Origin of the sequence: Qipengyuania citrea (genome assembly GCF_024171405.1) — a bacterium.
Taxonomy (GTDB): Bacteria; Pseudomonadota; Alphaproteobacteria; order Sphingomonadales; family Sphingomonadaceae; genus Qipengyuania; species Qipengyuania profunda.
The window spans coordinates 2,534,413-2,560,139 of sequence record NZ_JALJZT010000002.1 but is presented as its reverse complement, the minus strand read 5'-3'; the positions used below and the strand labels follow the sequence as shown (position 1 = coordinate 2,560,139).

Annotated in this window: 25 protein-coding genes and 1 tRNA gene; 9 read left to right on the top strand and 17 right to left on the bottom strand. The window is 66.1% G+C overall.

Annotation, left to right across the window (positions count from 1 at the left end):
• Window positions 1-108: 108 nt before the first annotated feature.
• Window positions 109-1,050, bottom strand: coding sequence for an isopenicillin N synthase family dioxygenase (locus J2S32_RS13425; protein ID WP_253522138.1), 942 nt, complete (start codon window positions 1,048-1,050; stop codon window positions 109-111).
• 14 nt (window positions 1,051-1,064) lie between these two features.
• Window positions 1,065-2,411 carry a NupC/NupG family nucleoside CNT transporter gene (locus J2S32_RS13420; RefSeq protein ID WP_253522137.1) on the bottom strand — a complete coding sequence of 449 codons (1,347 nt, stop codon included), beginning with the start codon at window positions 2,409-2,411 and terminating at the stop codon, window positions 1,065-1,067.
• A 127-nt stretch (window positions 2,412-2,538) separates the two neighbouring features.
• Between J2S32_RS13420 and J2S32_RS13415 the strand changes: the two genes are divergently transcribed.
• Window positions 2,539-3,222 (top strand): queuosine precursor transporter, encoded by a 684-nt coding sequence (locus J2S32_RS13415; RefSeq protein ID WP_253522135.1) that lies wholly within the window; start codon window positions 2,539-2,541, stop codon window positions 3,220-3,222.
• Here the strand turns inward: J2S32_RS13415 and J2S32_RS13410 are convergent.
• From J2S32_RS13410 to folK, 7 genes are all read right to left on the bottom strand, one after another.
• Entirely contained in the window at window positions 3,219-3,734 is a 516-nt protein-coding gene (locus J2S32_RS13410; RefSeq protein WP_253522133.1) for a DUF421 domain-containing protein, read from the bottom strand. The genes J2S32_RS13415 and J2S32_RS13410 overlap by 4 nt on opposite strands.
• A gap of 44 nt (window positions 3,735-3,778) precedes the next feature.
• Window positions 3,779-4,630 (bottom strand): S-formylglutathione hydrolase, encoded by an 852-nt coding sequence (fghA, locus tag J2S32_RS13405; RefSeq protein ID WP_253522131.1) that lies wholly within the window; start codon window positions 4,628-4,630, stop codon window positions 3,779-3,781.
• Window positions 4,627-5,283 carry a CoA transferase subunit B gene (locus J2S32_RS13400; protein ID WP_253522129.1) on the bottom strand — a complete coding sequence of 219 codons (657 nt, stop codon included), beginning with the start codon at window positions 5,281-5,283 and terminating at the stop codon, window positions 4,627-4,629. The genes fghA and J2S32_RS13400 overlap by 4 nt, the downstream gene beginning before the upstream one ends.
• Window positions 5,283-5,993 (bottom strand): CoA transferase subunit A, encoded by a 711-nt coding sequence (locus J2S32_RS13395; protein ID WP_253522127.1) that lies wholly within the window; start codon window positions 5,991-5,993, stop codon window positions 5,283-5,285. Before J2S32_RS13395 ends, J2S32_RS13400 begins: the two co-directional genes overlap by 1 nt.
• On the bottom strand, window positions 5,993-7,105 hold the full coding sequence (locus tag J2S32_RS13390) for an S-(hydroxymethyl)glutathione dehydrogenase/class III alcohol dehydrogenase (RefSeq protein ID WP_253522126.1): 1,113 nt from the start codon (window positions 7,103-7,105) through the stop codon (window positions 5,993-5,995). Before J2S32_RS13390 ends, J2S32_RS13395 begins: the two co-directional genes overlap by 1 nt.
• Window positions 7,106-7,162: 57 nt before the next feature.
• Window positions 7,163-7,238, bottom strand: a tRNA-Lys gene (locus J2S32_RS13385).
• A gap of 73 nt (window positions 7,239-7,311) precedes the next feature.
• Complete coding sequence (gene folK / locus J2S32_RS13380; protein WP_253522125.1) at window positions 7,312-7,797, bottom strand: 2-amino-4-hydroxy-6-hydroxymethyldihydropteridine diphosphokinase; 486 nt, start codon at window positions 7,795-7,797, stop codon at window positions 7,312-7,314.
• Window positions 7,798-7,849: 52 nt separating this feature from the next.
• Here folK and J2S32_RS13375 point away from each other — a divergent pair, with 52 nt between their 5' ends.
• A complete protein-coding gene (locus J2S32_RS13375; RefSeq protein WP_253522124.1) occupies window positions 7,850-9,271 on the top strand; it encodes a M20/M25/M40 family metallo-hydrolase in 1,422 nt (473 codons plus the stop codon).
• Here J2S32_RS13375 and J2S32_RS13370 read toward each other — a convergent pair.
• Genes J2S32_RS13370 through J2S32_RS13360 form a run of 3 tightly spaced genes read right to left on the bottom strand, consistent with a single transcriptional unit; the run spans window position 9,268 to window position 11,416 of the window.
• A complete protein-coding gene (locus tag J2S32_RS13370; RefSeq protein ID WP_253522123.1) occupies window positions 9,268-9,687 on the bottom strand; it encodes a hypothetical protein in 420 nt (139 codons plus the stop codon). The genes J2S32_RS13375 and J2S32_RS13370 overlap by 4 nt on opposite strands.
• A 2-nt stretch (window positions 9,688-9,689) precedes the next feature.
• The gene (gene aguB, locus J2S32_RS13365) at window positions 9,690-10,553 is read right to left on the bottom strand and encodes an N-carbamoylputrescine amidase (protein WP_253522122.1); all 864 of its coding nucleotides are present in this window, start codon (window positions 10,551-10,553) and stop codon (window positions 9,690-9,692) included.
• Window positions 10,554-10,591: 38 nt separating this feature from the next.
• Window positions 10,592-11,416, bottom strand: coding sequence for a class I SAM-dependent methyltransferase (locus J2S32_RS13360; protein ID WP_253522121.1), 825 nt, complete (start codon window positions 11,414-11,416; stop codon window positions 10,592-10,594).
• Window positions 11,417-11,520: 104 nt separating this feature from the next.
• Here J2S32_RS13360 and msrA point away from each other — a divergent pair, with 104 nt between their 5' ends.
• The 4 genes from msrA (at window position 11,521) to J2S32_RS13340 (ending at window position 16,274) form a co-directional block, all read left to right on the top strand.
• Entirely contained in the window at window positions 11,521-12,057 is a 537-nt protein-coding gene (msrA, locus tag J2S32_RS13355; protein WP_253522119.1) for a peptide-methionine (S)-S-oxide reductase MsrA, read from the top strand.
• A 51-nt stretch (window positions 12,058-12,108) separates the two neighbouring features.
• Window positions 12,109-13,026 (top strand): hypothetical protein, encoded by a 918-nt coding sequence (locus J2S32_RS13350; RefSeq protein ID WP_253522117.1) that lies wholly within the window; start codon window positions 12,109-12,111, stop codon window positions 13,024-13,026.
• Window positions 13,027-13,028: 2 nt separating this feature from the next.
• Window positions 13,029-14,615 carry a hypothetical protein gene (locus J2S32_RS13345; RefSeq protein WP_253522115.1) on the top strand — a complete coding sequence of 529 codons (1,587 nt, stop codon included), beginning with the start codon at window positions 13,029-13,031 and terminating at the stop codon, window positions 14,613-14,615.
• Between the two features lie 273 nt (window positions 14,616-14,888).
• On the top strand, window positions 14,889-16,274 hold the full coding sequence (locus J2S32_RS13340; protein WP_253522114.1) for an alpha/beta fold hydrolase: 1,386 nt from the start codon (window positions 14,889-14,891) through the stop codon (window positions 16,272-16,274).
• On the opposite strand, the gene J2S32_RS13335 is transcribed toward J2S32_RS13340, so the two are convergent.
• On the bottom strand, window positions 16,275-17,513 hold the full coding sequence (locus tag J2S32_RS13335) for an RsmB/NOP family class I SAM-dependent RNA methyltransferase (protein WP_253522113.1): 1,239 nt from the start codon (window positions 17,511-17,513) through the stop codon (window positions 16,275-16,277).
• 55 nt (window positions 17,514-17,568) lie between these two features.
• Between J2S32_RS13335 and J2S32_RS13330 the strand changes: the two genes are divergently transcribed.
• Window positions 17,569-17,727 (top strand): DUF1674 domain-containing protein, encoded by a 159-nt coding sequence (locus J2S32_RS13330; RefSeq protein ID WP_230833257.1) that lies wholly within the window; start codon window positions 17,569-17,571, stop codon window positions 17,725-17,727.
• A 178-nt stretch (window positions 17,728-17,905) separates the two neighbouring features.
• Here J2S32_RS13330 and J2S32_RS13325 read toward each other — a convergent pair whose 3' ends face one another.
• From J2S32_RS13325 to J2S32_RS13310, 4 genes are read right to left on the bottom strand one after another with little or no spacing between them, the layout of a single operon-like run.
• Complete coding sequence (locus J2S32_RS13325; protein WP_253522112.1) at window positions 17,906-19,318, bottom strand: cytochrome P450; 1,413 nt, start codon at window positions 19,316-19,318, stop codon at window positions 17,906-17,908.
• A 39-nt stretch (window positions 19,319-19,357) separates the two neighbouring features.
• Complete coding sequence (hemH, locus tag J2S32_RS13320; protein WP_253522111.1) at window positions 19,358-20,386, bottom strand: ferrochelatase; 1,029 nt, start codon at window positions 20,384-20,386, stop codon at window positions 19,358-19,360.
• Complete coding sequence (locus J2S32_RS13315; RefSeq protein ID WP_253522109.1) at window positions 20,383-22,680, bottom strand: xanthine dehydrogenase family protein molybdopterin-binding subunit; 2,298 nt, start codon at window positions 22,678-22,680, stop codon at window positions 20,383-20,385. Before J2S32_RS13315 ends, hemH begins: the two co-directional genes overlap by 4 nt.
• Entirely contained in the window at window positions 22,659-23,621 is a 963-nt protein-coding gene (locus tag J2S32_RS13310; protein WP_437181925.1) for an Mrp/NBP35 family ATP-binding protein, read from the bottom strand. The genes J2S32_RS13315 and J2S32_RS13310 overlap by 22 nt, the downstream gene beginning before the upstream one ends.
• Window positions 23,622-23,739: 118 nt before the next feature.
• On the opposite strand from J2S32_RS13310, the gene hflK reads away from it, so the two are divergent.
• Both hflK and hflC read left to right on the top strand, forming a co-directional pair.
• Window positions 23,740-24,846: a protease modulator HflK gene (gene hflK, locus J2S32_RS13305; protein ID WP_253522107.1), complete on the top strand. Its 1,107-nt coding sequence runs from the start codon at window positions 23,740-23,742 to the stop codon at window positions 24,844-24,846.
• Window position 24,847: 1 nt separating this feature from the next.
• Window positions 24,848-25,681 (top strand): protease modulator HflC, encoded by an 834-nt coding sequence (hflC, locus tag J2S32_RS13300; protein ID WP_253522104.1) that lies wholly within the window; start codon window positions 24,848-24,850, stop codon window positions 25,679-25,681.
• Window positions 25,682-25,727: the final 46 nt, after the last annotated feature.

The following is a 25,727-nucleotide window of genomic DNA, read 5'->3' as shown; positions in this document are numbered from 1 at the left end:
AAAATTTGCTTGGATTTCTGCGACTTAGGCTAGTTGCAAAAAGGCAACAAATCCGATTCTTTCCGGAACCGATGCATAAATACAACGCTCGCCGAATGCGGCGGGGCCTCAGGCCAGATTGATCTCGCGCAGGCGCTGGAGCAGGAATTCATGACTCGAAATCGGCTCGGGCCGCTTTTCGGGCTGCGCCGGGTCGATGCACGAGGGCAGCGTCTCGATCACGTAATCGGGGCGGAAGTGGAGGAAGAACGGCATCGAGTAGCGCGCGCGATAGGCCGCTTCCCCGCGCGGATTCACCACCCGGTGCGTGGTCGAGCGCAGCTTGCCGTTGGTCAGCCGGTCGAGCATGTCGCCGACATTGACCACCAGCGCCCCCTCGGGCGGCGCAACCGCTTTCCATTCACCCTGCGCGGTCAGCAGTTCGAGCCCCGCCTCCTCCGCGCCGAGCAACAGCGTGATCGTGTTGATGTCGCCATGCGCGGCGGCGCGAATCGCGCCCTCGGCCTCCGCGCCCTCGAGCGGCGGGTAGCGCAGCAGGCGCATCACCGAATTGCCGTCCTCGACCGTGGGCGCGAAGAAGCCGCGGTCGAGCCCGAGATGCAGCGCGATGCCCTCGAGCACGCGGCCACCGGCTTCCTCGAAGGCGGCGTAGAGTCCGGAGAAGGTCTCGCGAAAGCCCTCGACCTCGGACGGCCAGACATTGTCGGCCATGAACTCGGCCAGCGGATGACCTGCGGGCAGCTCGCGCCCGACGTGCCAGAATTCCTTGAGGTCGTGGACCTTGGCGTCCTTCGCCTTCTCGGTCCCGAAAGGGGTATAGCCGCGCGCGCCGCCGCCGCCGGGGATGTGATAGGCGCGCTTGACCGCGTCGGGGAGCGCGAAGAACTGCTTCGCCAGCGTTTCGGCGCGGTCGATCAATTCCTGCGGGATGCCGTGGTCGCGGACGACGGCGAAGCCGTATTCCTCGAAGCTGCGGCCCAGTTCGGCGGCGATGGAGTCGAGCGGCTGTGCCAGCGACACGACCGCGATATCGGTGTTCGAATCGGTCATAATGGCTGCGCCCTCTAATACGGCAGGAAGAGTCCCGCCAGCGCCGCGCTCATCAGATTGGCGAGACTGCCCGCCGCGAGCGCGCGCAGGCCGAGCTTGGCGATGACTGGGCGCTGGTTGGGTGCCAGCCCGCCGGTCACGGCCATCTGAATCGCGATCGAGCTGAAATTGGCAAAGCCGCACAGCGCGAAGGTGACGATCGCGCGGCTGCGATCGGTCAGCACGCTGGCGTCCATTGCGCCCAGTTCGATAAAGGCGACGAATTCGTTGAGCACGATCTTGGTGCCGAACAATCCGCCCGCGGCACCGGCCTGCTCCCATGGAATGCCGATCAGATACATCACCGGCGCAAACACCAGTCCGAGCAATTGCTGGAAACTGACATCGGGATAGCCGAACCAGCCGCCGATACCGCCGAGGATGCCATTGGCGAGCGCGACCAGCGCGACGAAGACCATCACCATCGCGCCAACCGCCACGGCGAGCTTCACGCCGGTCTGCGTCCCCTGCGCGGCGGCTTCGATGATATTGGCGGGCTTGTGGCCTTCCTCGAAGGTCTCGGCGACTTCGACTTCATGCGCCTTGCCGCCTTCGGTCAGCGCGGCGGGGCCTTCGGCGCTGATCCGGCTCTTGGGCAGCACGATCTCGCCTTCGGGATCGACGCCGGACATTTGCGCGGCATCGCGGGCCAGGTCGCTCTGGTCGTCGGGCATGATGATCTTGGCCATCAGGATGCCGCCGGGGGCGGACATGAAGGCCGCGGCAAGCAGGAAGGGCACCGCTTCGGCGCCGATGAAGCTGGCATAGGCGGCGAGGATGGTCCCCGCCACGCCCGCCATCCCTACGCTCATCAGTGTGAACAGCCGGCTGGGGGTCAGCGCGGCGAGATAGGGACGCACCACCAGCGGGCTTTCCGACTGGCCGACGAAGATATTGGCCGCGCTACCCAGCGCCTCGACCTTGCTGATGCCGGTGATCCAGCCGATCGCGCCGCCGACCCAGCGCACCAGCCGCTGCATGATGCCCCAGTGGTAGAGGATCGACACGATCGCCGCGAAGAACACGATCACCGGCAAGGCGGCGATGACGAAGGTGTTGGTGAAGGGATTGGCCCCCATCGGCCCGAACACCGCCTCGATCCCGACCTTGGAGTAGTCGAGCAGCGCGATCACCCCGTTGGACAGCGACTGGATCAGTTGCACGCCAAAGGGTGTCCGCAGCACCAGCAGCGCCATCAGCGCCTGCAGCGCAAAGGCGGCCCCGACCACGCGCAGGCTGATACGGCGCTTGCCCGTCGACAGCAGGAAGGCGAGCAGCAGGATCGCCACGATACCGACGAGATTGATCAGGATGGGCGACATCGGGTTCCCTTCGGGGAGGACTAATTGCGGATGAAATCGGTCGCTGTCTTGCGCGCGCTGCCGCAATAGTCAATTTTCGGGACCCGCAGACGGCCTCGCCGTCCACCAAACTTGTCGAGGCCGTGTGATGACCGAACCCGCCAACGAGACCCGTCTCGCCGCTGCCGCCATGCCGCTGGGGCAGTTCGTCTACACGCTGCTCTATGGCGGGATGACGGTGCTGGCGGGCGTGCTGGCCTTCAAGCAGGTGCAGTTGTGGCCGACCGATCTGGCGGTGGAATCGGGCATTTTCGCCTTCCTCCTGCTGGTCGTCATCTCGAGCACGATGGCGCAGCTCTATGGCGAGAAGCTGGCCAACCGGATCGTGTGGTGGGGGTTCATCCCGCTGCTGGTGGCCTCGCTGCTCATGCAACTGGTGCTCTCGCTCCCTGCCTCGACCGAGATGTCGCAGTTCCGCGGGGACGACCTCGCCGCGTTCGAGCGCGTGCATGCGACGCTGTGGCGCGTGTGGCTGGCAGGCCCGGCCGCCTATATCGTTTCGCTGCTGCTCAATGTGTGGATATTCTCGCGCCTGCGCGGATCGTCCGAAGGCGCATCGACGCTGTCGCTGATGGCGCGCGGGGCGATTGCCTCGGCGCTGAGCCAGGCGATCGATTCGGTGATCTTCATCACGCTCGCCTTCTATGGCCAGTTCGCGATCACCAATCTGATGATCGGGCAGATCATCGCCAAGGTCGTGCTCAGCCTGGTGCTGGTGCCGTTCCTGATTACCGGCGGGGTTGCCTTCGCCCGCTGGCTGGACCGCCGCTAGACGCGCTTCACTTTCTCGACGATCGTCTCCTCGAGATGGTCGCCGTGCAGCACCGACACATCGCCGGTGGTCTCGAGCACCACTGCCCGGACCTGTCCCAGATCGAGCACATTGGCTTCGCGCAGCTTGGCGACCAGATCGCTCTTGGCGACACGCGTGTACGTCAGCGCATCGTCGCAGAACTTGCCGTCGCGCATCAGGAAGACCGGATCGTTCTGCATCAGGTCCTCGACATGGTCGGAGGTCTTGCGCAGCCGCGCCGACGTCGCCTGGACGAGGAACAGGCCCGCCATTGCGACCATGGCCTGGGCGAAGGCTTTCCAGTCGCTCGCCTGCGCCGCACCCGCGATGAGACTGCCGAGCGCGATCGTCATCACGAAGTCGAAATTGGTCATCTTGGACAGCGAGCGCAGCCCGTTGAGGCGGATCAGCACCACCACCCAGATGATGGCGGCAATTGCCAGCAATACGCCGCGGGCGATGGTATCCGGCCAGGGAGTGTCGAGTATCATGCTGCCCCAACGCATGGCGGGCGCAAATCTATCCCGCCCAGCGTTCAGCCCTGCAAATGCCGCGCATGCCAGCCGACATGCTCGGCCATGAAGCTCGAGATGAAGTAATAGGAATGGTCGTAACCCTCCTGCATGCGGATGTCCGCCGCCATGTCGGCGGATTTGCAGGCATCGACCAGCAGATCGGTCTTGAGCTGTTCCTCGAGGAAATTGTCCGCCGTGCCCTGGTCGACCAGCAGGTTCGCATGGCGCGCACCGTCTTCGATCAGCGCGCAGGCATCGTATTCGCGCCAGTCGCTGCGGTCATCGCCCAGATAGCCGCCCAGCGCCTTGTCGCCCCACGGGCAGTTCAGCGGGCTGACGATCGGCGAGAAGGCGCTGATCGAACGGAAGCGGTCGGGATTGCGCAGCCCGATGGTCAGCGCGCCGTGGCCGCCCATCGAATGGCCGCTGATCGCCTGCCGCTGCATGTCCGCGGGGAAATGCTCGGCCAGCAGCGCGGGCAGTTCCTGTTCGATATAGCTACGCATCCGGAAATGCTGCGCCCAGGGCGCCTGCGTCGCATCGACATAGAAGCCCGCGCCCTGCCCGAAATCATAGGCCTCGTCATCGGGTACGTCCTCACCGCGGGGCGAGGTGTCGGGCGCGACGAAGATGACCCCGTGCTCGGCGCAGGCAGCGCGGAATTCGCCCTTCTCGGTGACATTGGCGTGGGTGCAGGTCAGCCCCGACAGGAACCACAGCACGGGCAGCTTCGCGCCGTCTGCATGCGGCGGGACGAAGACCGAGAAGGTCATCTGCGTGCCGGTGCTGGCCGATGCATGGCGGTAGACGCCCTGCACGCCGCCATGGCTGCAATTTTCCGATACCGTCTCGAGCGTGCCCGCCGTGGTCATAGCGCGACCTCGTATTTCGCGGTCGTCTTCGCGGCGATTTCGTCCGCCGTCACGCCCGGCGCCAGTTCGACCAGCCGGAAGGCACTGTCATGGTCGGGCCGCTGGAATACCGCCAGATTGGTGACGATCATGTCGACCACGTTCTGCCCGGTCAGCGGCAGCGTGCATTCGGGAATGAACTTGGGGCAGCCGTCCTTGGCGGTGTGGTCCATCACCACGATGATCTGCTTGACGCCCGCGACGAGGTCCATCGCGCCGCCCATGCCCTTGATCATCTTGCCCGGGATCATCCAGTTGGCGATATCGCCGTTCTGGGCCACTTCCATCGCGCCCAGCACGGTCAGGTCGATATGCCCGCCGCGAATCATGGCGAAGCTGGCCGCGCTGTCGAAATAGGCGCTGTGCGGCAGTTCGCTGATGGTCTGCTTGCCCGCATTGATCAGGTCGGCGTCGACTTCGTCGGGATAAGGGAACGGCCCGATACCAAGCATGCCGTTCTCGCTCTGCAGCGTGACATGCATGCCTTGCGGAATGTGGTTGGCGACCAGCGTGGGAATGCCAATCCCCAGATTGACGTAATAGCCGTCGCGCAATTCCTGCGCGGCGCGGGCCGCCATCTGGTTGCGGTCCCAGCCTGCTGCTTCCTGGGGCATCAGGCGCTCTCCCTTTCGCGCGTGGTCTCGAATTCGATCTTCTTGTCGTAGGGCGCGCCCACGATCATCCGCTGGACGTAGACGCCCGGCAGGTGGATGCAGTCGGGGTCGAGGCTGCCGGTGGGCACGATCTCTTCGACCTCGACCACGCAGACCTTGCCGCAGGTTGCCGCGGGCTGGTTGAAATTGCGCGCGGTCTTGCGGAACACGAGGTTGCCGGTTTCATCCGCCTTCCATGCCTTGACGATGGCGAGGTCGGCGAAGATGCCCCGTTCGAGGATATAGTCCTCGCCGTCGAAGGCCTTGGCTTCCTTGCCTTCGGCGACCTGCGTGCCGACGCCGGTCTTGGTGTAGAAGCCGGGAATGCCCGCGCCGCCGGCGCGCATGCGTTCGGCGAGCGTGCCCTGCGGGCAGAACTCGACCTCGAGCTCGCCCGAAAGGAACTGGCGTTCGAATTCCTTGTTCTCGCCGACATAGGAGGAGATCATCTTTTTCACCTGCTGGGTGCGCAGCAGCATGCCGATGCCTTCATTGTCGATGCCCGCATTGTTGCTGGCGAAGGTCAGCCCCTTCACGCCGCTGTCGCGGATCGCGGTCAGCAGGCGTTCGGGAATGCCGCACAGGCCGAAGCCGCCGCTGGCGATGAGCATGTCATCGCGCAGCACGCCGTCGAGCGCTGCCGCGGCATCGGGGTAAATCTTGCCGCCCATCAGAAAACCACCACGCTGCGGATGCTTTCCCCGGCATGCATCAGGTCGAAGCCCTTGTTGATTTCCTCGAGCGACAGGACATGGGTGATCATCGGGTCGATCTCGATCTTGCCGTCCATGTACCAGTCGACGATCTTGGGCACATCGGTGCGTCCGCGCGCGCCGCCGAACGCGGTGCCGCGCCAGTTGCGCCCGGTCACCAGCTGGAACGGGCGGGTGGCAATTTCCTTGCCCGCTTCGGCCACGCCGATGACGATGCTGGTGCCCCAGCCGCGATGGCAGGCCTCGAGCGCGGTCCGCATGACCTCGGTATTGCCGGTGCAGTCGAAGGTGTAATCGGCGCCGCCATCGGTCATTTCGACCACCTTGGCGACGACCTCGTCGCGGCTCATGCCCTTGGTGTTGAGGAAGTGGGTCATGCCGAACTTGCGGCCCCATTCCTCGCGGTCGGAATTGATGTCGATCCCGATGATCATGCCCGCGCCCGACAGCCGCGCGCCCTGGATCACGTTGAGGCCGATCCCGCCGAGGCCGAACACGACGACATTGTCGCCCACCTGCACCTTGGCAGTGTTGGTCACCGCGCCGACGCCGGTGGTGACCCCGCAGCCGATATAGCAGCTGGACTGGAACGGCGCGTCTTCGCGGATCTTGGCGACCGCGATTTCGGGCAGCACGGTGAAGTTCGAAAAGGTCGAGCAGCCCATGTAATGGAAGATCGGCTCGCCCTTGTAGGAGAAGCGCGTGGTCCCGTCGGGCATCAGCCCCTTGCCCTGCGTCGCGCGGATCGCAGTGCACAGATTGGTCTTGCCGCTGAGGCACGATTTACACTGGCGGCATTCGGGCGTGTAGAGCGGGATCACATGATCGCCGGGCGATACGCTGGTGACGCCCGCACCGACTTCGCGCACGATGCCCGCGCCTTCATGGCCGAGCACGCTGGGGAAAAGGCCTTCGGAATCGAGCCCGTCGAGCGTGTAGGCATCGGTGTGGCAGATGCCGGTGGCCATGATCTCGACCAGCACCTCGCCTGCCTTGGGCCCTTCCAGGTCGAGCTCGACGATTTCGAGCGGTTGCTTGGGGGCGAAGGCGACTGCAGCGCGGGTTTTCATGGATAATGGCTCCGGACTAGAGGTGCCGGCGCACCGGCCTCGGGGCGAAATACAATGTGGTGAGCCGTGCTGGGTTCGAACCAGCGACCTACTGATTAAAAGTCAGTTGCTCTACCGACTGAGCTAACGGCCCGACCACGGCGTGCCACCTAGGGGCGCTGTCGCGGGTGGTCAAGCCGGTGATGCGGCCGATACCGCGCCTGCGCTCAGGAAAGCCCCGCGGCTAGCTGGCGCACCGTCAGATGCGTCACCGGATCGTGCCAGTGCGGCGCGATCTCGGCGGCAGGGCGCAGGACGAAGGCGCGCTGCCGGAACAGGGGGTGCGGGATCGCCAGCTCGCCGGTATGCCAGGCCCCGCCGCTCCACAGCACAATATCGAGATCGAGCGTGCGCGAGCGCCAGCGCTGTCCGCGCCGGTTGCGGCCGAAGGCGCGCTCGATATCCTGCAGATTCTCTAGCGCGTCGGGCGGCGCGAGATCGCCCGTGATGATCGCCGCGCCATTGGCATAGCGCCGCAGCGAAGGACCGACCGGCGCGCTGTCGATCACGCGCGCGACCGCCTCGACCCCCCAGCCGCTTTCGGCCAGCGCCGCCACTGCCGCCGCCAGCACCGCGCGCGGCGCGCCCACGCCGGACACCCGGCAGTTCGAGCCGAGCGCGACCAGATATTGATGCTCGCTTGCCTCGCCCATGTGCCCGCCCTAGCGTCCCCGCCGACAAGAGCCAATCGGGAGCGGCAGGTAGATGAAGATCAAGGCAATCGTGGCGGCTGGGGCGCTGGCCATGGCAGGGCAGGCAGCGGCGGACGATCATGCGCCGCGCGACCTGACTGCGCATGAGCAGCGCGTTTACGACATCTACCGCGATATCATCGCCTTCCGCACGGCGGCAGGTCACGGGCAGATGGACGAGATGGTCGCCTATCTTACCGGCCGCCTGGCGGCAGCGGGCTTTGCCGACGAGGATGTGCTGGTCACCGATTACGACAGCGAAGGCGATCCGACGCAGGGGCTGGTCGTGCGCTATCGCGGTGACGGTTCTGCGAATGCCAAGCCGATCGTCATGCTCGCGCATATGGACGTGGTCGACGCCCTGCCCGAAGACTGGGAGCGCGATCCCTTCACGCTGGTCGAGGACGAAGGCTATTTCTTCGGCCGCGGGACGCAGGACAACAAATATGGCGTCGCCAACCTCACGGGCACTTTCATCCGGCTGAAGGAAGAGGGCTGGCTACCAAACCGCGATCTCTATCTCGTGTTTTCGGGCGACGAGGAAACGGGCATGGTCTCCACCCGCGCGCAGGCCCGCTGGGTCGCCGACAATGTCGATCCCGCCTATATCCTCAACTCGGATGCCGGGGGAATCGGCCTGGCGGACGATTTCTCACCGCTCGCGCAGCAGGTGCAGCTGGCCGAGAAAACCTATGTCACTTTCGATGTCACCGCGACCAATCCGGGCGGCCATTCCTCGCGCCCGCGCAGCGACAATGCGATCTATGACCTTGCGGGCGCGCTGACGCGGATTGCGCAGCATCAATTTCCGGTGCGCGAGAGCGAGCTGACCCGCAGCTATTTCGGCGCGCTGGGCCAGAGCATTCCGGGCGAGCTTGGCGCGGCCATGCGGACCTTCGCCGCCGATCCCGCCGATGACGAGGCAATCGCGCTGATCAGCGCCGATCCGGGCTATGTCGGCACGCTGCGCACGACCTGCGTGGCGACCATGCTCGACGCCGGCCATGCCGAGAACGCGTTACCGCAATCGGCCAGCGCCGCCGTCAATTGCCGGGTCTTCCCGGGCGAAGGGGTGGAATCGGTCAAGGCCGCGCTGGAAACGGCGATCGACAATGAAGCGATCACCGTGACGCAGCGCGCCGAAGCGACCGAAAGCCCGATGAGCGCGTTTCCCGACGAGGTCCGCGATGCGCTGGCCAAATCGCTCACCGCGCGGTTCGGGCAGGCGATCCCGATGATCCCGACCATGTCTTCGGGCGGCACCGACGGCATGCATTACCGCGCGCTGGGTTACGATACGGTGGCCATTGGCGCAGGTGCGAGCCGGCCGCAGGACATCTATGCGCATGGCCTCAACGAGCGGATGCGGGCCGATGCCTTTTATGCCGGGCTCGACCACTGGAGCATCGTGCTGAAGGAACTGGCGGGCAGCTAGAACAGCTCGTTGGCGGCAGGCCGCGCGGTGAAGCTGCCGAGCGTGAGCTGGCGCTGGTGCCCGAGCAATCCGCTGCTCGCGATCTCGAACGGGACCAGCACATCGGCGGCATAATTGGCCGCGCGCAAGCGGACTTCGATCGTCGCGGCGTCGGTGCGGTGACGAACGATGGCGGCGGCGCGGATCGTCCCGTCGGCAGCGCGCGGGCGGATCACATCGGCGAGCCGGTCGAGCACGCCCTGCGCGCCTTCGATGGCACCCGTCTCGAGCACCGCGACATTCTGGATCGCGCCATTGGCGCGCAATTCGAACACCAGCGGGAAGAACGTCCCGTCCTTTTCGATCCGGGCGATCGCGGCTTCGAGCGCGGCGGTGAAGAGCGCATCGAGCCGTGCCTGGTCGATGCCCGCAGCCAAGCTCAGATATCCTCGCTGATCCGCCCGTAGAGCTGCGGCCGCCGGTCGCGGAAGAAGCCCATTCCGGCCCGGTGCTTGCGCGCGCGGTCGAGATCGAGCGTGGCGGTCAGCACGCCTTCGCTCGACCCGCCGAATTCCGCGACCAGATCGCCCCATTCATCGCTGATGAAACTGTGGCCGTAGAAGCTCTGCTGGCGATCGGCGGGGCCTTCGTGGCCGATCCGGTTGGCGGCGCAGACGGGCATGCAGTTGGACACCGCATGGCCAATCATCGCACGGCGCCACATGCGACTGGTGTCGAGATCGGCGTCATAGGGTTCGGAGCCGATGGCGGTGGGATAGAACAGCACTTCGGCGCCCTTGAGCGCCATCACCCGCGCGCATTCGGGATACCACTGGTCCCAGCAGATCCCCACGCCGATGCGCGTGCCGAACACATCCCACACCTTGAACCCGTCATTGCCCGGGCGGAAATAGTACTTCTCTTCGTAGCCGGGCCCGTCGGGGATATGGCTCTTGCGATAGGTCCCCATGATGTTGCCATCGGGGCCGATCATCGCCAGCGTGTTGTAATAGTGCTGCCCGTCGCGTTCGAAGAAGCTGGTCGGGATCGCCACGCCGAGCTTGGCCGCCAGTTCCTGCATCGCCTGCACGCTCGGGCTTTCGAGCGTGGGATGCGCGAGGTCGAACAGCTCTTCCTCTTCCATGCGGCAGAAATACTCGCCCGCGAACAGTTCGGGCGGCAGGATGACCTGCGCGCCCTTGCCCGCGGCTTCTTCCACCAGCGCGGACACGGCGGCGATGTTGTCGGCCGGCTCGGGGCGGGCGAGCGGCAATTGCAGGACGGCGACGGACAGCTTTCTCATGCGCGCGAGATAGGCAGCCGCCGCCGTCCAGACAATGGTTACTGCGCCTTGCGGAACAGCAGCGTCATGCGGTCGCTTTCGCCGATCGCTTCGTATTTCGCGCGGTCCTGGTCGCCGTAACGCAGCACCGGCGGCAGCGTCCACACGCCGCCTTCCCAGTTCGCCGGGTCGTTCGGATTGGCGTTGATTTCGCTCTCATCGGCCAGTTCGAAACCGTTGGCGGCGAAGATCGCGACGACATCCTGCTTGCGCATGTAGCCGCGCTGGCGCGCGCCGTAATCGTCGTAGCTGGCGCCTTCGGGCGCGCGGTGCTGGACCACGCCGACCATGCCGTCGTCCTTGAGCATCATGCGCGCGGCCTTGAGCACGTCGTCAGCCGCATTGCCCATGTTCAGCCCGTGCATCGAGCGGAAGATCAGCACGCGGTCGACCGTGCCGGCAAGGTCTTCGGGCATCTCGTCGATCTCGAACGCAGTGACGCTATCGGCTTCGACACCGGTCATTTCGGCGACTTCGGCCTTGAACCGTTCGGTCCAGCCCTTGGCGCGCGCTTCCTGCGCCCGGCTGTTGTAGGTGCCGCCGTCGCTGTCCTGATCGAAGGCGATATATTTGCCCGTGCCGTGCAGATAGGGCGCGAGCACGCGCGTGTACCAGCCGCCGCCCGGGCCGTATTCGGCCACGGTCATGCCGGGTGCGACCTGGAAGAATTCGAGCGTTTCGGCGGGGTTGCGGTACTGGTCGCGCGCTCGGTCGTCATCGCGCACATCGGCTGCCAGCACGGTTTCGAGATCGGCGGCGTGGTTGTCGGCAGCGAGCGGTGACGCGACGAGAGCGGCAACGGCGGCAGTCAGCATAAGACGCATGGAAAATCCTCCTCAATTCGTCCGGCAGTGTTCTGGACCTGCCGCGGGTGGATGACAAGGCGAAGACGGCTTCCTATCTGCTGGGCACAAGGAGATTGACGAATATGGCTCAACAACAGGCGATCGTTGCCGGCGGATGTTTCTGGTGCACCGAAGCGGTGATGAAGGATGTGATCGGCGTCAGCGCGGTGGAAAGCGGCTATATCGGCGGGCACCAGCCCAATCCGACCTACAAAGAGGTCTGCACGGGCAATACCGGCCATGCCGAGGGCGTGCGCGTGACCTTCGACGATGCGCAGATCACGCTGGGCCAGCTCTACGATGTGTTCCTGGGCACGCATGACCCGACCCAGCTGAACCGGCAGGGCAATGATGTCGGCACGCAATACCGCAGCGCGATCTTCCCGCTCGAGGGGCAGGAAGACGAAGCGCGCGCGGCGATCGCGCGCTGGAACGACGAACACCCCGGCCAGCAAGCGGTCACCACGATCGAGAGCGGCGAATGGTATCCGGGCGAGGATTACCATCAGGAATATTGGGAGGGCGAAGGCCAGCGCAATCCCTATTGCCAGGCGGTGATCCCGCCCAAGCTGATGAAGCTGCGCAGAAGCTTCCAGAAATACCTCAAGCAAGACGCCTGAGGAAAAGTCCCGCGGGTCCCTGGGGCGACTTCGCGATCGGAAAGGGGCCGCGTGGCATACGGCACAGCTGCCCCGCGCGGGTCATTGTGGGAAAGCGCGCAAGCTGCAATTGTCGGCGTCATGCCGGGAGCACCGACCAAGGCCCTCACCCGCGACCATGTCGTCCATGATGACGGCAGTGTCGCGTTCGCCTGCTCGCAGGACGATGCGCTGTGGCCGTGGACGCTGATCGGCCCGCACCACCCGGGCGCGATCCAGGCGGCGAGTTATTGGCTCAGCGTCGAATGCGCCATGGCGCTGGGCGGGTGGGACCCGGACAAATGGTCGGCGCTGACCTGGACCCGCTGGAGCTGCGGCGAGCCCGGTGCCGGGCGAATGGCCCGCGGCCGTTACGAACGGACACGGATCGAAGGCAAGGAAAGCTTCTCGATCCAGCTCTACGATGCGCAGGACGCGCCGATCTGCCGCCTCGGTGGGCGCGGCGTGGTGTTCCGCACACGCGATTTCGCCCAGTGGCGCAGCAGTGCCAAGGACCGCGGGGAGCAAGTGCGATCGGACCGCTTCGCCTATGCCGGGCGCGAGGCGCTGGGGATTGCGCCGGGAGAATTTCCTTTCCTTGGCCCGCTCGATGGCAGCGCCGCCACCGGCCTGCTCGACCACGCCAACGCCATGCCGCCCGCCCATCCCTGGCTCGACGGCTCGGGCGACCATGTGAACTCGGCGCATCTCGCCGAAGTCGCCCGGCAATTCGTCAGCCTGCTGCGCGCGGGCCAGCCGTTCCGCGTGACCGCCGCCGAGATGCGCTTCGACCGCTATGTCGAACTGGGTGTGCCCTTCACGGTCGAGCGGACCGAGGGCGATGCCGAAACCGTGGTGGACATGGCCATTCGCCAGTCCGGCCGCGTCTGCACGCATATATCGTATCGGATCTCTCCGGAAGAACCGCAGACCGGGAAAAGACAGATCTAGTCTTGGCGAAACAGCAGGTTGCAAAGACCGCCCCCAGAAGACAAAGTCTTGGGGTCAAACTGGGGGTCGGCAAAATGTATAGACTATTCGCTGCTGCAACACTTCTGATCGCGGCACCGCTTTCCGCACAGCAAACCGACGAGCAGCAGGCGGCCTTCGACGCTGCGGTTCTGAGCGACCGGGAGCTGTTCGCAGAGGCGCAGGCCAATCGCTGGCTCGAACAGCCCTGCGATATCGGCGTTCCCCTGTTCGGCGAGATTTTGGAACGAGACTTCGGGGACACACATGTCGCGCGGGCTCAACTCTTCGCGGGCGCCCTGTGCGAAGATGAACGCGACGATTATGCAGCGGGTATGGCCAAGGTCCGCCAGCTCGAGGCGGGCTGGCCGGACTTCGACTTTACCGATCTCGGCCTGTACTTCGCGGTTCGCTCGAACAATGCGGCCGAGTATTTTTCTCGCATGCGGGCGCTCGACAATGGCCAGCTTGGGGAGTTCGAACCACAAAGATTCTGGCAAGGCTTCCGCATGGTTCGTGACCAGGGTGCCGAAGACCGCTTCGATGACATCATGCTGGAGTGGATCGATGCCCGGCGTCTCGCATACCTACCGGCGGATTTGCACGCCGGGGTAGCCATGGCTGCGCTCAGCGCGGCGATCCGGCATGGCCGCGCTGAGATGGCTCCACAATTGCTTGCGACCATCCGCTCTCCCGCTGATTACCTGACCTTGCTGTCCATGCGGGAATATGAAGCGATCTGGCCTTTCGCGGCAGAACGGGCCGGCCCCAATCTCGAGGCCATAACGGATGAGTATGTGTTCTGGGCCAGCGCGCGTCTTGAAAACCACCCCAGCGATCGCGATCGATTCTCGGACGCAGCCCACGCCCTTCATTATGCGGGACGATTCGAAGAGGCGATTGCGCTTGCACGCCAGTGGCGCGAGCGGGATGGGTCTATGGCTTCGATCGAGGAGGGCGATGGCTGGGCCCTCAATATCGAAGCCTACGCCAACGACGCACTGGGACGCCGCGACGAGGCCGACCGGATTTTCGACCAGCTGGCCGCGCTGGACCCGGAGGAACATCCATGGGTCGTCAATTTCGTGATCAACCGGGCATCGCGCCTCGTCGGTCATGAGCGCTGGGTAGACGGGCTCGAAGCCGCCTCGCTTGCGCGCCGTGTCGCCGACAGCTGGGGATCGCAATACGCACGGATGATCATAGCCCGCGATCACACCTGCGCGCTGGCAGCACTGGATCGTGCGGATGAGATCGCTCCCGAATTGGCATTTCTGCGCGAAAACAAGGCGGAATCCTACACACTCGCCGCGCAGGCGCTGCTCTGTGTCGGAGAACGCGCCGAAGCGGTAGATTTGCTGCTTGAAGGGATCGCCGACGAACCGAACCGCAGTCAGGTTCTGGGGGGCTTGCAGCCGAGCACCTTCGAACTGTTCTATACGCCGTCTAAATTGCCGCATCCGGTCGAGTTGCTCGACGAAAGCGCCGAGTTGCAGGCAGCCTTCGAGCAACATGCGCGCGTCATCCCGGAGGAGTTCACGCCGACTGCATCGATCCTCGCGAACCGCTGAGCGCACTTCGAGGCCTTCGCGTCCGCGCGCGAGGAACACCGCTGCTCAGCTCACCTCCTCGGCTTTGGTGCGGACCCGACCTTCTTTGGCAGCATCGCTAGCTGTGCGAGGATGCAACTGGGCCATTCGCGGCGCGACTGCACCTCGATCGACTATCGCATCGCCGGGATCTAGCCGCCGGTCGGGGTGACTGGGTCGGTCATCGAACTGGGCTTTGCTTTTGCGGCCATGACCTCCTGGGTGCCATTTATCCCTTTCCTGCAGGAGCTTACCTTGCCCACAGTCCCGCGTTTCCTGGTCGCACTGACCGCCTTCATCCTTCCCCATGCCGTACAGGCGCAGGTGGGCGGCGATGGGGCGGAGGCGGCATTTGCGGCGTGCGCGGACGCGGGTGCGAACCCCGCGCTCGCCGCCACGCAATGCGCGCTCGTATCGACCCCGCTCGACCATGCGGCGCCCGCGCAGGGCGCAATCGACCTGTTCGTGCGCAAGTTTCCCGCGCGCGGACCTGCACGAGGCGAGCTCTGGCTGATCGCCGGGGGGCCGGGGGAATCGGGCGCTTCCTTCTATCCCTTCATCGACACGCTGCGCGCGGCAGCCCCGGGCTTCGACCTGATCGTGCCCGATCACCGCGGCACCGGCTATTCGGCGCGGCTGTGTCCGGCCGAGGAAAGCGCGCAAAGCGACGGCGGGATGGCTTTGGAAGGGGCCGAATGGGGCAGCTGTATCGGTTCGATGCATGCCGACCCGCAGCGCACGCAATCCTTCACCATCAGCAATGCCGCGCATGACATCACGCTGTTGATGGACGAACTGGGCAGCGCAGACCGGCGCTATCTCTATGGCGTCTCCTACGGCACGCAGCTGGTCCTGCGCACGCTGGCGGTCGCCCCGCCCGCATCGCTCGACGGGGTGATCCTCGATTCGCTCGTTCCCGCGGATGACGATATGCTCCACGACCTCAGCCGCCGCTCGCAGGTCACCGATGCGATCGGACGCAAGGTGCTGCGGCAATGCGATGCGCGTGCAGAGTGCAGCCGGTATTTCGACCGGCCGTTGGAGCAGGCCGTGGCGGACCTGCTCGCCGATCCGGCCCTGTCGGAGCAGCTTGGCGCGAACCCGAAATATCTGCTCGCGGCGCTGATCGACTTTCCCGAGACGCGCGCGATCCTGCCCTATGTGATTGCCGACCTGCACCGCGGCGAGACCGCCTGGTTGGATCATGCCAAAGCGCAGCTGGGCGCCATACAGGCGCGGTTCGCGGCGTTTCCGCAATTCGGGTCCTCGATCCCGCTGGTCAGCCTGATCAGCCGGTCGGAGAACAATCGCCGTCCCGATCTGACCGCCGAGATGATCGCCGAAGAAGAAGCCGGACTGCTCTTCGCCAGTCCGCTTCCCCGCCATCTGCTGCCGGGCGGGTTCCCGACTTACGATCCCGGCGAGGCGCTGGGACGGATGCCCGCGAGCCTTCCGCCCACGCTGGTGCTGCAGGGCCGGCTCGACCCCAAGACCGCCTATGACGGCGCGGCTGCCTATGTCGACCGGCTGGGCGCGCGCGGCGAGATTACCCTGTCCGCCAGCGCGGCCGCGCCGCATTATCTGCTGATGACCGACCCGGACTTCTTCGTCACCGAAGTCGGCGCGTTCATCGGCGAATGATCAGGCCTCGCGTCGCCAGCGGGCGATGAAGAAGCCGTCGAGACCGCCCGCTTCGGCGAGCATGCCGGGATCGGTACGGATCCAGCCCTCGGCAGTGGCCGCCAGCCCTGTCGGCAATTCGTCCGGCGAGACGGCGAGCGTGGGCATGGCGACGGCGCCCGTCTGGTCCTCGCCCTCCTCGCGTTCGAGCGAGCAGGTCGCATAGACCAGCGTCCCGCCGGGCTTGAGCCAGCCCTGTGCCTGCTGGAGCAGCGCGGCCTGGAGTTCGGCCATTTCCTCGATCTGCCGTGCGCCGATCCGGTGCAGGACATCGGGATGGCGGCGCGCGGTGCCGGTGGCGGTGCAGGGCGCGTCGAGCAGGATGGCATCGTACTGGTGCTTGGGCTCCCATTTCAGCGCATCGGCGCGCACGGTATTGGCCTTGAGCCCGGTGCGCTTGAGGTTCGCCTTGAGCAGGTCGAGCCGGCGCTTGGAAATATCGAGCGCGGTGACCTGCCAGCCCTGCGCTGCCAGTTGCAGCGTCTTGCCGCCGGGCGCAGCGCACAGGTCGAGCACATGGCGCCCCTCCCCCTGCCCCAGCAGCCGCGCGGGTAGCGCCGCAGCAAGGTCCTGCACCCACCACGCGCCCTCGGCAAAGCCGGGCAGCGTTTCGACACTGGCGCCGCGCGGGAGCCGCAGGTGACCCGGCATCAGGCTGTCGGCGGCAAGCTGGACCTGCCAGTGCGCGGTTTCGGAAGGATCGCGCAGCGTGAGGTCGAGCGGGGGCGGTTCGGCGAGACCGGCGGCAATCGCCTCGGCCCGCTCGCCCCAGCGCGCCGCGACTTCGGCGGGCAGCGTCGGCGCGGCAGGCAGCGCCGCCTCGCGCTTGGTCAGTGTGGAGAATACGCCGTGCGCCAGCCGCCGCGGACCGCCCGCGAGCAAATCGAGCCCTGTCGCCACCACCGCATGCGGCGGCGTGCCCAGCCGCAGCCATTGCGCAAGCATCATCCGCAGCACCATGCGCGCCTTGGCATCGTGCGGCAGCGGCTTCTTGGTCGCGCTGTCGATCAGCGCATCGAGATCGACCAGCCAGCGGAGCACTTCGCTGGCGATGGCACGCGCGAGCGCCTTATCCTCGAACTTGCGCAGGTCCTTGGTGGCGCCGGCGAAGGCGATGTCGAGCGTCTCGCCGCGGCGGATTACGGCGTCGAGCAGGCGCAGCGCGGCACGGCGTGCGTGGATACCTTGGGGTTGGGCCATGGCCGCGCCCCTACCCGCACTTGCACAAAGCCGCCAGCGGCATCATCTTGGCAGCATGCCGAAACGCGCCACCACCCGCCCCGAAGGCTTCAAGAAGCCCGCTCACTGGACCAATGATGCCCCGCCCGCGCCCCGGAAGGGCAGCGATGACGAGGACCTCAGCCCGACGCGCTATGGCGACTGGGTGAAAGACGGCATCGCGATCGATTTCTGAGTCGATGTTCCGGTTGCGCACCGACATCCGTCGGTGCGTCCTCATTCCGGGCCGGGGCTAGCACAACTCGATCGCTGGGCGAGAATCCCCGCGCCGCAGGCGAGGCAAGGCCGACTGGCCGCCCGCAGCGACGCGACCGTCAGGTCGCGTGAGCGAGGATGCCCGATAAAAAACCGAATCAGATCGCAGTAAGCTTGAGCTTCAACCCGTCCTTGGGCTTGGGGATCGGCCACGCCTGCCATTCGGGATCGCCCGCCGCCAGTTCGATACGGTAGCGCGGCAGCATCTGCGCCAGCAGGATCTTCACCTGCATGTAGGCGAAGTGCAGCCCCAGGCACATATGCGCCCCGCCGCCGAAGGGCACCCAGGCGTATTTGTGCCGTGCCTTCACCTGCTCGGGCGTAAAGCGCATCGGGTCGAAGGTGTAGGGATCCTCCCAATGCTCCTCGTCGTGATGCGTGTAGTGGATGTTGATCCCGACATGCGCCCCGGCGGGGATGCGATAGCCGCCATATTCGAAGGACTTGAGCGCGCGGCGCGGCATCGAGGGCACGGGCGGCACGAACCGCAGCGCTTCCTTGAACGCCATTTCGGTCAGGTCGAGCTTGCCCAGATCGTCATATTCAAGATCGCGCGGGCGGCCGCTGGCATCGCTGCCCCCGGTGACCGCGGCGATTTCCTCGCGCAGCCGGTCCTGCCATTCGGGATGCTTGGCGAGCAGCCACAGCAGCGAGGTGGCGCTGGAGGTGATGGTGTCGTGCGCGGCCATCATCAGGAAGTTCATGTGATCGACCACTTCGTCGACCGACATCAGGCTGCCATCGTCATATTCGGCGGTGGCGAACTGGCTGAACATGTCCTGCCCGCCGCCTTCGGCGCGGCGGCGATGCGTTTCGCGCGTGAAATAGTCGACCAGGAAGGCGCGGCCATCGACGCCGCGCTTCATCTGCGTGAAGGGCAGCGGCTTGCGCACCGGCGCCACGCTGGCCTGGACCATGTCGACAAAGGCGGTGTTGATCCGGTCCGCCTCGGGGCCCCAGGGAATGCCGATGAAGCTGTCGGCGGCCAGGTCGAGCGTCAGTTCCTTGATCGAGGGATAGAAGAGCATTTCCGCCCCTGATCCATCGCCGCCCCATTCCTCGACCCGCTTGGCGATGCCGCGGTTAAGCGCGTCCGCATAATGGCGCATCGGGCCGGGCTTGAAGGCGATCGACAGCGCGCGGCGATCGGCGCGGTGATGGTCGAAATCGATCAGCATCAGACCGCGCGGGAACAGCTTGTCGAGGATCGGCCCCCAGCCCTGTTCGGAGCTGAATATCTTGTCGCGGTTCATCAGCAGCATCTCGTTGGCCTCGGCCCCGATCAGCGCGACATTCCAGCCACCGAAGGCCTTGTTCTTGTAAACGCGGCCGTATTTTTCGACCATGCGCCGCGTCTGCCCATGCGGATCGGCGAGCATCTTGAAGGTGTTGCCGACGATCGGCCAGCCTCCCTCACCGGGGATATGTGCGAGCGCATCGTCGCCGGGATTGCCTTCCTGCCAATGCGATGGCGCGGTCTCGGCAGACTGGTGCGGGGCAAGCGTGGCCATTAGGTAGCTCCTTACAACTTACTTTGTTGTAAGTAGGTTTTACGCGGGAATCCACCCCGACAATTCACGGCGCAGCAAAGTTTCGAGCATGTCCAGTCCGGCAGCGGACGTATTGAGGCAGGAAAGCGCGGCAAACTGCGCTCCGCCCGCTTCGGTAAACTGTTCGCGCCCCTGGATCGCCAGCTCTTCCAGCGTCTCGAGACAATCCGCCGAAAAGCCCGGTGCAGCCACAGCCAGCCGTTTGGTTCCAGCCTGCGCTTCCTCGGCGAAGGTGTCGTCGGTCGCGGGGCCCAGCCATTTGGCCGGCCCGAAGCGCGACTGGAAGGTCGTGCGGAACCGCAGGCCCGGCCGGGCCAGCCGCTCCTGCAGCAGCCGCGAGGTCTTCTGGCAGTGGCAATGGTAGGGATCGCCCAGTTCGAGCGTGCGCTGCGGCATGCCGTGGAAGCTCAGCAGCAGCACTTCGGGAGCGAAGTCGAGCGCATCGAGCTGGCGCGACAGATCCTGTGCCAGCGCATCGATATAGGCCGGATCGTCGTGATAGGGCGGCAGCGTGCGCAGCGAGGGCTGCCAACGCATTGTCCGCAGCTTGTCCGCAGCCTTGTCCACAACCGTCGCGGTCGTGGCGGCCGAATATTGCGGGTAGAGCGGAGCGAGCAGGATGCGTTCGCACCCGGCGTCCATCAGCGCCTGGATGCGCTCGGGGATCGCCGGCGTGCCATAGCGCATCGCCCAGTCGACCATCACCGCGTCGCCCAGCCGGGCCTGCATGGCCGCGGCCTGGTCGCGCGTGATGACCGCAAGCGGCGAGCCTTCATCGGTCCAGACCTGCTGGTAGGCATGCGCGCTCTTCTTCGGGCGCGTGTTGAGGATAATCCCGCGCAGGATCGGCTGCCAGGCGATCGGCGGTATCTCGACCACGCGCCGGTCGGACAGGAATTCGCCGAGATAGCGTTTCACCGGTCCCTTTTCGGGGGCATCGGGGGTCCCGAGATTGACGACGAGCACGCCGACCTTGCCCGATTTCACGGGCGGATGGTCGGCGGGTAATTTCTGTTCTTGCCAGGTCATAGACCCTCCGAAAGCAATGGCAGGCGGCGAAAGCGCACTCCGGTCGCCGAGTAAAGCGCATTCGCGATAGCGGGGGGCGCCACCGCCACGCCGAGTTCGCCCGGATCGAAAGGCGGGGCATCGCTGGCGAGGAATTCGACCACGATTTCGGGACAATCCGTCAGCGTGGGCAAACCCAGACCGGCAAGCCGGGCGGGGACCGGTCGGCCCTCTTCATAGGCGACGCTCGATCCGGTTGCGAGCGAGAGCCCGAAGATCAACCCGCCCTCGATCTGCTGGCGCGCGATATCGGCATTGACCACGCGCCCGATATCGACCGCCGCATGCAGCCTGGTCACGCGCACTCCGCCTTCGCCCAGCGCGGCCTGCGCGACACAGGCGATCCGGCCCCCGGTATCGGGCGCGCCCATGCGGACCATGGCCAGCCCCTGCCCGGTCCCGCGGCGCCCGCCGTCCCATCCCGCGAGCCGCGTCGCGCGGCGCAAAGTATCGGCCATGCGCGGCATCCGGCCGAGCATCTCCATGCGGTAGAGCATCGGATCGCGCCCCGCGCGTTCGGCCAGTTCGTCGATGAAGCTCTCGATGAAGAAGGCGTTGTAGGCGATGGCATTGCCGCGCAGCCGCCCGGTCGGGAAAGGCAAGGTGACGGGCAGGTGGTCGATGGCGACATGCTCGATCCCGTAAGGCGGCAGCGCGCCGTCGCACGCCAGCGCATCCGCCTTGTCCGCCGCCTGCTCCAGCGCGGCCTGCGGGGTCTTGTTGTCGAACAGGCGATAGCCGAATTCGCGCGCGGTGGCGGGCATTGCCAGCCGCGCGCGCCAGGCGGCAATCCGTCCGCCGCTGGCCGCCTCGAAACCGGCTTCGAGCCGCGCGCTGACCGGGGTCCGCACGGGGAGCGACTGCAGTTCCTGCGCGCGCGGCCAGGTAAGCTGCACCGGCCGCCCGATCTCCCGCGCGATCTGCGCGACCTCGATCGCGTGACGCCGCTCTAACCGCGCGTCGAAACTGCCGCCTGCAGCGGTCGGATAGAGCACGACATTATGCGGCGCGATGCCGATCGCCTTGGCTGCCGCGCGCCGGGTGAGTTCGGGGGCCTGCGCGGCGATCCACAGCTCCAGCTTCCCGCCATCGTAGCGCGCGGTGGCACTGGCGGTTTCGATCGCCGCATGGACCGCGGGGCCGACCGCATAGGTCTGCGCATAGTCGGGGCGGGCGAGCAGCTCGTCGGCGTCGCCCAGTGCCAGCGTGCGCCTGGGCTCGACCGTGCCATGCGCTTCGTCGAGCGCCTCGAGCGCCGCCGCGCTTTCGACCGCGGGCGGTCCGGCGAACACCGGGCGCATCGCCTTGAGCGCCTGCTCGGCAACCCACCAGCTTTCGGCCACAGCGGCGAGATAGCGCCTGGATTTGACCACGCCAACCAGCCCATCCAGCCCCTCGACCGCCGCCGCTTCGAACCCCGTCAGATCGGGTTTGCCCAGCGGTCCGTGGCGGATCGAGGCGAAGACCATTCCCGGCAGGCGGATGTCACCGGCAAACAGGAAGCTGCCATCGACCTTGGCGGGCAGGTCGAGCCGGGGGAAATCGGGCGCCAGTTCGGCCTCGGCGGGCACGGGATCCTCGCTCGCAGGCGCTACGCGCAGGGGCGGCGGATCGGGGGGATCAAGTTCGGCGGCCTCCGCCACCAGCGCGCCGAAGCCCAGTTGCTGTTCGGCGTGGCGGACGATCCCGCGTTCGACCAGGCATTCTTCCCAGTCCACGTCCCAGCGTTCGGCCGCCGCCATCGCCAACAGCGCGCGTGCGGTCGCCGCGGCTTCGCGCAGCGGCAGTTCATACGCAGCGAGCGCGGTTCCGTCCGCCGTCGCGGCAAACGCATTGCTGCGCGCGTAATTCTCCGCCAGCTGGCTGTCGGGATCGCTGGCGAAGCTGGGCAGGTTGGACCAGAGCGGCGCCCATTTCGCGGCCAGCGGGATATTGGCGTAGAGCCCCGCGGGCGGGCTGGGTTCGACCGCGACCTGGCGCCAGTCGGCGCCCAGTTCGACCGCCACCACCTGGGCCAGCACGGTGGTGACGCCCTGACCCATTTCGAGCTGCGGCACCGCCACGGTGACCACGCCGTCGCGGCCGATGGTGATCCAGCCGCCGAAATCGCGTTCATTGGGACCGGGAGACAGCGGACTGGTGTAATGACGCGGCCACAGCCACCAGGCCACGCCCAATCCCCCGCCCACCGCGGCGCCCGCAACCAGCTGGCGCCGCGTTACGGGAAGCGCGGTCAGCTTTGCGCGCCAATCCATGCGTCGACCTTGGCGGCGATATCGTGGAACGGCGCGGCGAGCGCGCCCGTGCCGCAGGCGGGCGGCTGGCCGCGATCGCTGCCTTCCCTGATGGCAAGGTCGAGCGGGATCCGGCCGAGGAACGGCAGTTCGAGCCGCTCGGCAGCGGTTTCGACCCCGCCCCTGCCGAAAGGATCGGACAGTTCGCCGCAATGCGGGCAGACATAGCCGGCCATGTTCTCGACCAGCCCGATCACCGGCACTTCGGCCTGGTCGAACAGCTGCCCTGCGCGCGCCGCATCGATCAGCGCGAGGTCCTGCGGCGTGGAAACCAGCACTGCGCCCATCGGCTTGAACCGCTGCAGCATGGTCAGCTGCACATCGCCCGTGCCCGGCGGCAGATCGACCAGCAGCGTATCGACATCGCCCCAATGGGCATCGATCAATTGCGTGAGCGCGTTGCCCGCCATCGGCCCGCGCCATGCCAGCGCGCGGCCGGGTTCGACCAGATGGCCCATCGACAGCACCGGAATGCCAAACTCGCTCTCTACCGGGACCAGCTTTTCATCGCGCGCGATGGGTTTCTTGCCCTGATTGCCCAGGATGACCGGCTGCGAAGGGCCGTAGATATCGGCATCGACCAGCCCGACCTTGTGGCCCAGGCGGGCGAGTGCGATCGCCAGATTGGCGGTCAGCGTGGATTTGCCCACCCCGCCCTTGCCGCTGCCGACGGCGATCAGCCGCCGCTGGCGGCGCTCGGCGGTCATTACCACGCGGGTTTCGGAAACATCGTCGCGCTGGCCGAGGATATCGGTGATCGCGCGTTCGATATCGGCGCGCTCCTGCTCGCCCAGCCCGGCGGCATCGACCACGGCAATCGCCCGGCCCTGTTTGATGGTCAGCGCGGAAACGCGGTCGGCAAGGCTGGCGGGAAGCAGCGATTTCGGATTGGTCGAACTCATGGGCGCGGCTGCTGTAGCATCGAAAAGCGCGCGGCAACCCCTGTTTTTCCGTGGCGGCGCACCTATAAGGAAAGACATGAGAATTTTTGACGGGTTCGGACAGAGGATTTCCCTGGCAATGGCGGGCAACAAAAGCCCTTGGGGCGGCGGCTCCGGGGATGACGGAGACGACGACAATCCCGAGGGCAGTAAGGGCGGCGACAAACCCCGCGGCCCGCGCAATCCATGGCTCCCGCCGGGTGGCGGCGAGGATGGCCGCCGCGCCCCCAATATCGAGGATATCTTCAAGAGCCGCGGCCCCGAAGGCCCGCGCCGCAGCGGCGGCGGCCCCGGCGGTCCCAATTTCCGCTTTCCCCAGCGCCCCGGCGGCAAGAGCTGGTTCCCGATCGCAGTCATCGGGATCATTGCCTTCGGCCTGCTCGCGACCAGCTTCCACCTTGTCGGTCCGCAGCAGCAGGCCGTGGTGAAGACGCTGGGCGAGTACACCCGCACGCTGCGCCCGGGTCTGCAGATCACCGCCCCCTTCCCGATCGAAACGGTCGATGTCGAAGATGTCGAAGGCGTCCGTTCGGTGCGCATTCCGGGCGGTGACAGCCAGGTCAAGCTGATCCTGACCGGCGACCAGAACCTCGTCGATCTCAGCTATATCGTCCGCTGGAACATCAAGGACCTCGAGGGCTACAAGTTCCGCGTGGTCGACCCGATCGAGACGGTGAACGAAGCCGCCGAAGCCGCGATGCGCGCCTCGGTCGCCGAAACCGAGCTCGACGAGACCTTCTCGGGCCAGGGCCGTGCAGCGATCGAACTCGACGTGCGCGAACGCATGCAGGCCACGCTCGACAGCTATGGCGCGGGCGTCCGCGTGCTGGGTGTCGAAATCGAAAAGGCCGATCCGCCCGCGCAGGTCGTCGATGCCTTTCGCGACGTGCAGGTCGCCGAACAGAATGCCGATGCGGCGCGCAACCAGGCGCGCGGCTATGCCCAGCAGGTGCTCGCACAGGCCGAGGGTGAGGCGGAAGCTTTCAACAAGGTCTATGAGCAGTACCGCCTGGCCCCGCAGGTGACCCGCCAGCGGCTTTATTACGAAACCATGGAGCGTGTGCTGAGCCAGACCGACAAGACAATCGTCGAAACCGACAATGTGACCCCGTATCTGCCGCTGCCCGAGATTCGCCGACGGTCACAGCAGCCCGCGACCACTGTCACGGCACCGGGGGGCCAGTAAGATGAGCACTTTCCTGCAGAAACACCGCAACTGGGTCATCGCGCTCGCCGTGGCGGTGATCGCTTTCATGATGAGCGCCTATGTCGTTCCCGAAGAGGAGCAGGTCGTCATCATCCGTACCGGCCAGCCGGTCGGCACGGTCAATACGCCCAATGGCACGACCGGCGCGGGCATCTATTTCCGCATGCCGATCATCGAAAGGGTCAGCCGCGTCGAGAAGCGCCTGCTCGATCTCGAGATGACCGATGAAGAGGTTCTCTCGGCCGACCAGCAGCGCCTGCTCGTCAATGCCTACGCCCGGTTCCGCATTACCGACCCGGTCCGCATGGTCGAACGCGCCGGTTCGACCGATGGCGTGCGCAATGCGCTCGAGCCGATCCTCAACTCGGTGCTGCGCCAGGAACTTGGCCGCCGGACCTTCCAGGCCATGCTGACCGCCGAACGCGGCAGCGCGCTGGCCAATGTTCGCACCAATCTCGACCGTCAGGCGCGGCAGTACGGGGCCGAGGTGGTCGATGTGAAGATCATGCGCACCGACCTGCCCGAAGCCCCGCTGCAATCGGCCTTCCGCCGGATGGAATCGGATCGCGAACGCGAAGCCCGCACGATCCGGGCCGGCGGCAGCCGCGACGCGCGGATCATCCGCGCCGAAGCCGATGCCGAAAGCGCGCGCATCTATGCCGAGGCCTTTGGCAAGGACGCCGAATTCTACGACTTCTACCGCGCGATGCAGAGCTATGACGCGACCTTCTCCAATGGCGATAATCCGTCGGAAAGCAGCATCATCCTGTCGCCGGACAATGAGTATCTGCGGCAGTTCCGCGGGCGTCGTTGACGGTTCGTCGAGCGGCGTCCGCGCCGTTCAAATGGCATTCACCGGC

Bases quoted from the DNA above. Each gene is read 5' to 3' on its own strand.
- J2S32_RS13425 (WP_253522138.1), bottom strand. From the start codon at position 1,050: ATGACCGATTCGAACACCGATATCGCGGTCGTGTCGCTGGCACAGCCG.
- J2S32_RS13420 (WP_253522137.1), bottom strand. From the start codon at position 2,411: ATGTCGCCCATCCTGATCAATCTCGTCGGTATCGTGGCGATCCTGCTG.
- J2S32_RS13415 (WP_253522135.1), top strand. From the start codon at position 2,539: ATGACCGAACCCGCCAACGAGACCCGTCTCGCCGCTGCCGCCATGCCG.
- J2S32_RS13410 (WP_253522133.1), bottom strand. From the start codon at position 3,734: ATGATACTCGACACTCCCTGGCCGGATACCATCGCCCGCGGCGTATTG.
- fghA (WP_253522131.1), bottom strand. From the start codon at position 4,630: ATGACCACGGCGGGCACGCTCGAGACGGTATCGGAAAATTGCAGCCAT.
- J2S32_RS13400 (WP_253522129.1), bottom strand. From the start codon at position 5,283: ATGCCCCAGGAAGCAGCAGGCTGGGACCGCAACCAGATGGCGGCCCGC.
- J2S32_RS13395 (WP_253522127.1), bottom strand. From the start codon at position 5,993: ATGGGCGGCAAGATTTACCCCGATGCCGCGGCAGCGCTCGACGGCGTG.
- J2S32_RS13390 (WP_253522126.1), bottom strand. From the start codon at position 7,105: ATGAAAACCCGCGCTGCAGTCGCCTTCGCCCCCAAGCAACCGCTCGAA.
- folK (WP_253522125.1), bottom strand. From the start codon at position 7,797: ATGGGCGAGGCAAGCGAGCATCAATATCTGGTCGCGCTCGGCTCGAAC.
- J2S32_RS13375 (WP_253522124.1), top strand. From the start codon at position 7,850: ATGAAGATCAAGGCAATCGTGGCGGCTGGGGCGCTGGCCATGGCAGGG.
- aguB (WP_253522122.1), bottom strand. From the start codon at position 10,553: ATGAGAAAGCTGTCCGTCGCCGTCCTGCAATTGCCGCTCGCCCGCCCC.
- J2S32_RS13360 (WP_253522121.1), bottom strand. From the start codon at position 11,416: ATGCGTCTTATGCTGACTGCCGCCGTTGCCGCTCTCGTCGCGTCACCG.
- msrA (WP_253522119.1), top strand. From the start codon at position 11,521: ATGGCTCAACAACAGGCGATCGTTGCCGGCGGATGTTTCTGGTGCACC.
- J2S32_RS13335 (WP_253522113.1), bottom strand. From the start codon at position 17,513: ATGGCCCAACCCCAAGGTATCCACGCACGCCGTGCCGCGCTGCGCCTG.
- J2S32_RS13330 (WP_230833257.1), top strand. From the start codon at position 17,569: ATGCCGAAACGCGCCACCACCCGCCCCGAAGGCTTCAAGAAGCCCGCT.
- J2S32_RS13325 (WP_253522112.1), bottom strand. From the start codon at position 19,318: ATGGCCACGCTTGCCCCGCACCAGTCTGCCGAGACCGCGCCATCGCAT.
- hemH (WP_253522111.1), bottom strand. From the start codon at position 20,386: ATGACCTGGCAAGAACAGAAATTACCCGCCGACCATCCGCCCGTGAAA.
- J2S32_RS13315 (WP_253522109.1), bottom strand. From the start codon at position 22,680: ATGGATTGGCGCGCAAAGCTGACCGCGCTTCCCGTAACGCGGCGCCAG.
- J2S32_RS13310 (WP_437181925.1), bottom strand. From the start codon at position 23,621: ATGAGTTCGACCAATCCGAAATCGCTGCTTCCCGCCAGCCTTGCCGAC.
- hflK (WP_253522107.1), top strand. From the start codon at position 23,740: ATGGCGGGCAACAAAAGCCCTTGGGGCGGCGGCTCCGGGGATGACGGA.
- hflC (WP_253522104.1), top strand. From the start codon at position 24,848: ATGAGCACTTTCCTGCAGAAACACCGCAACTGGGTCATCGCGCTCGCC.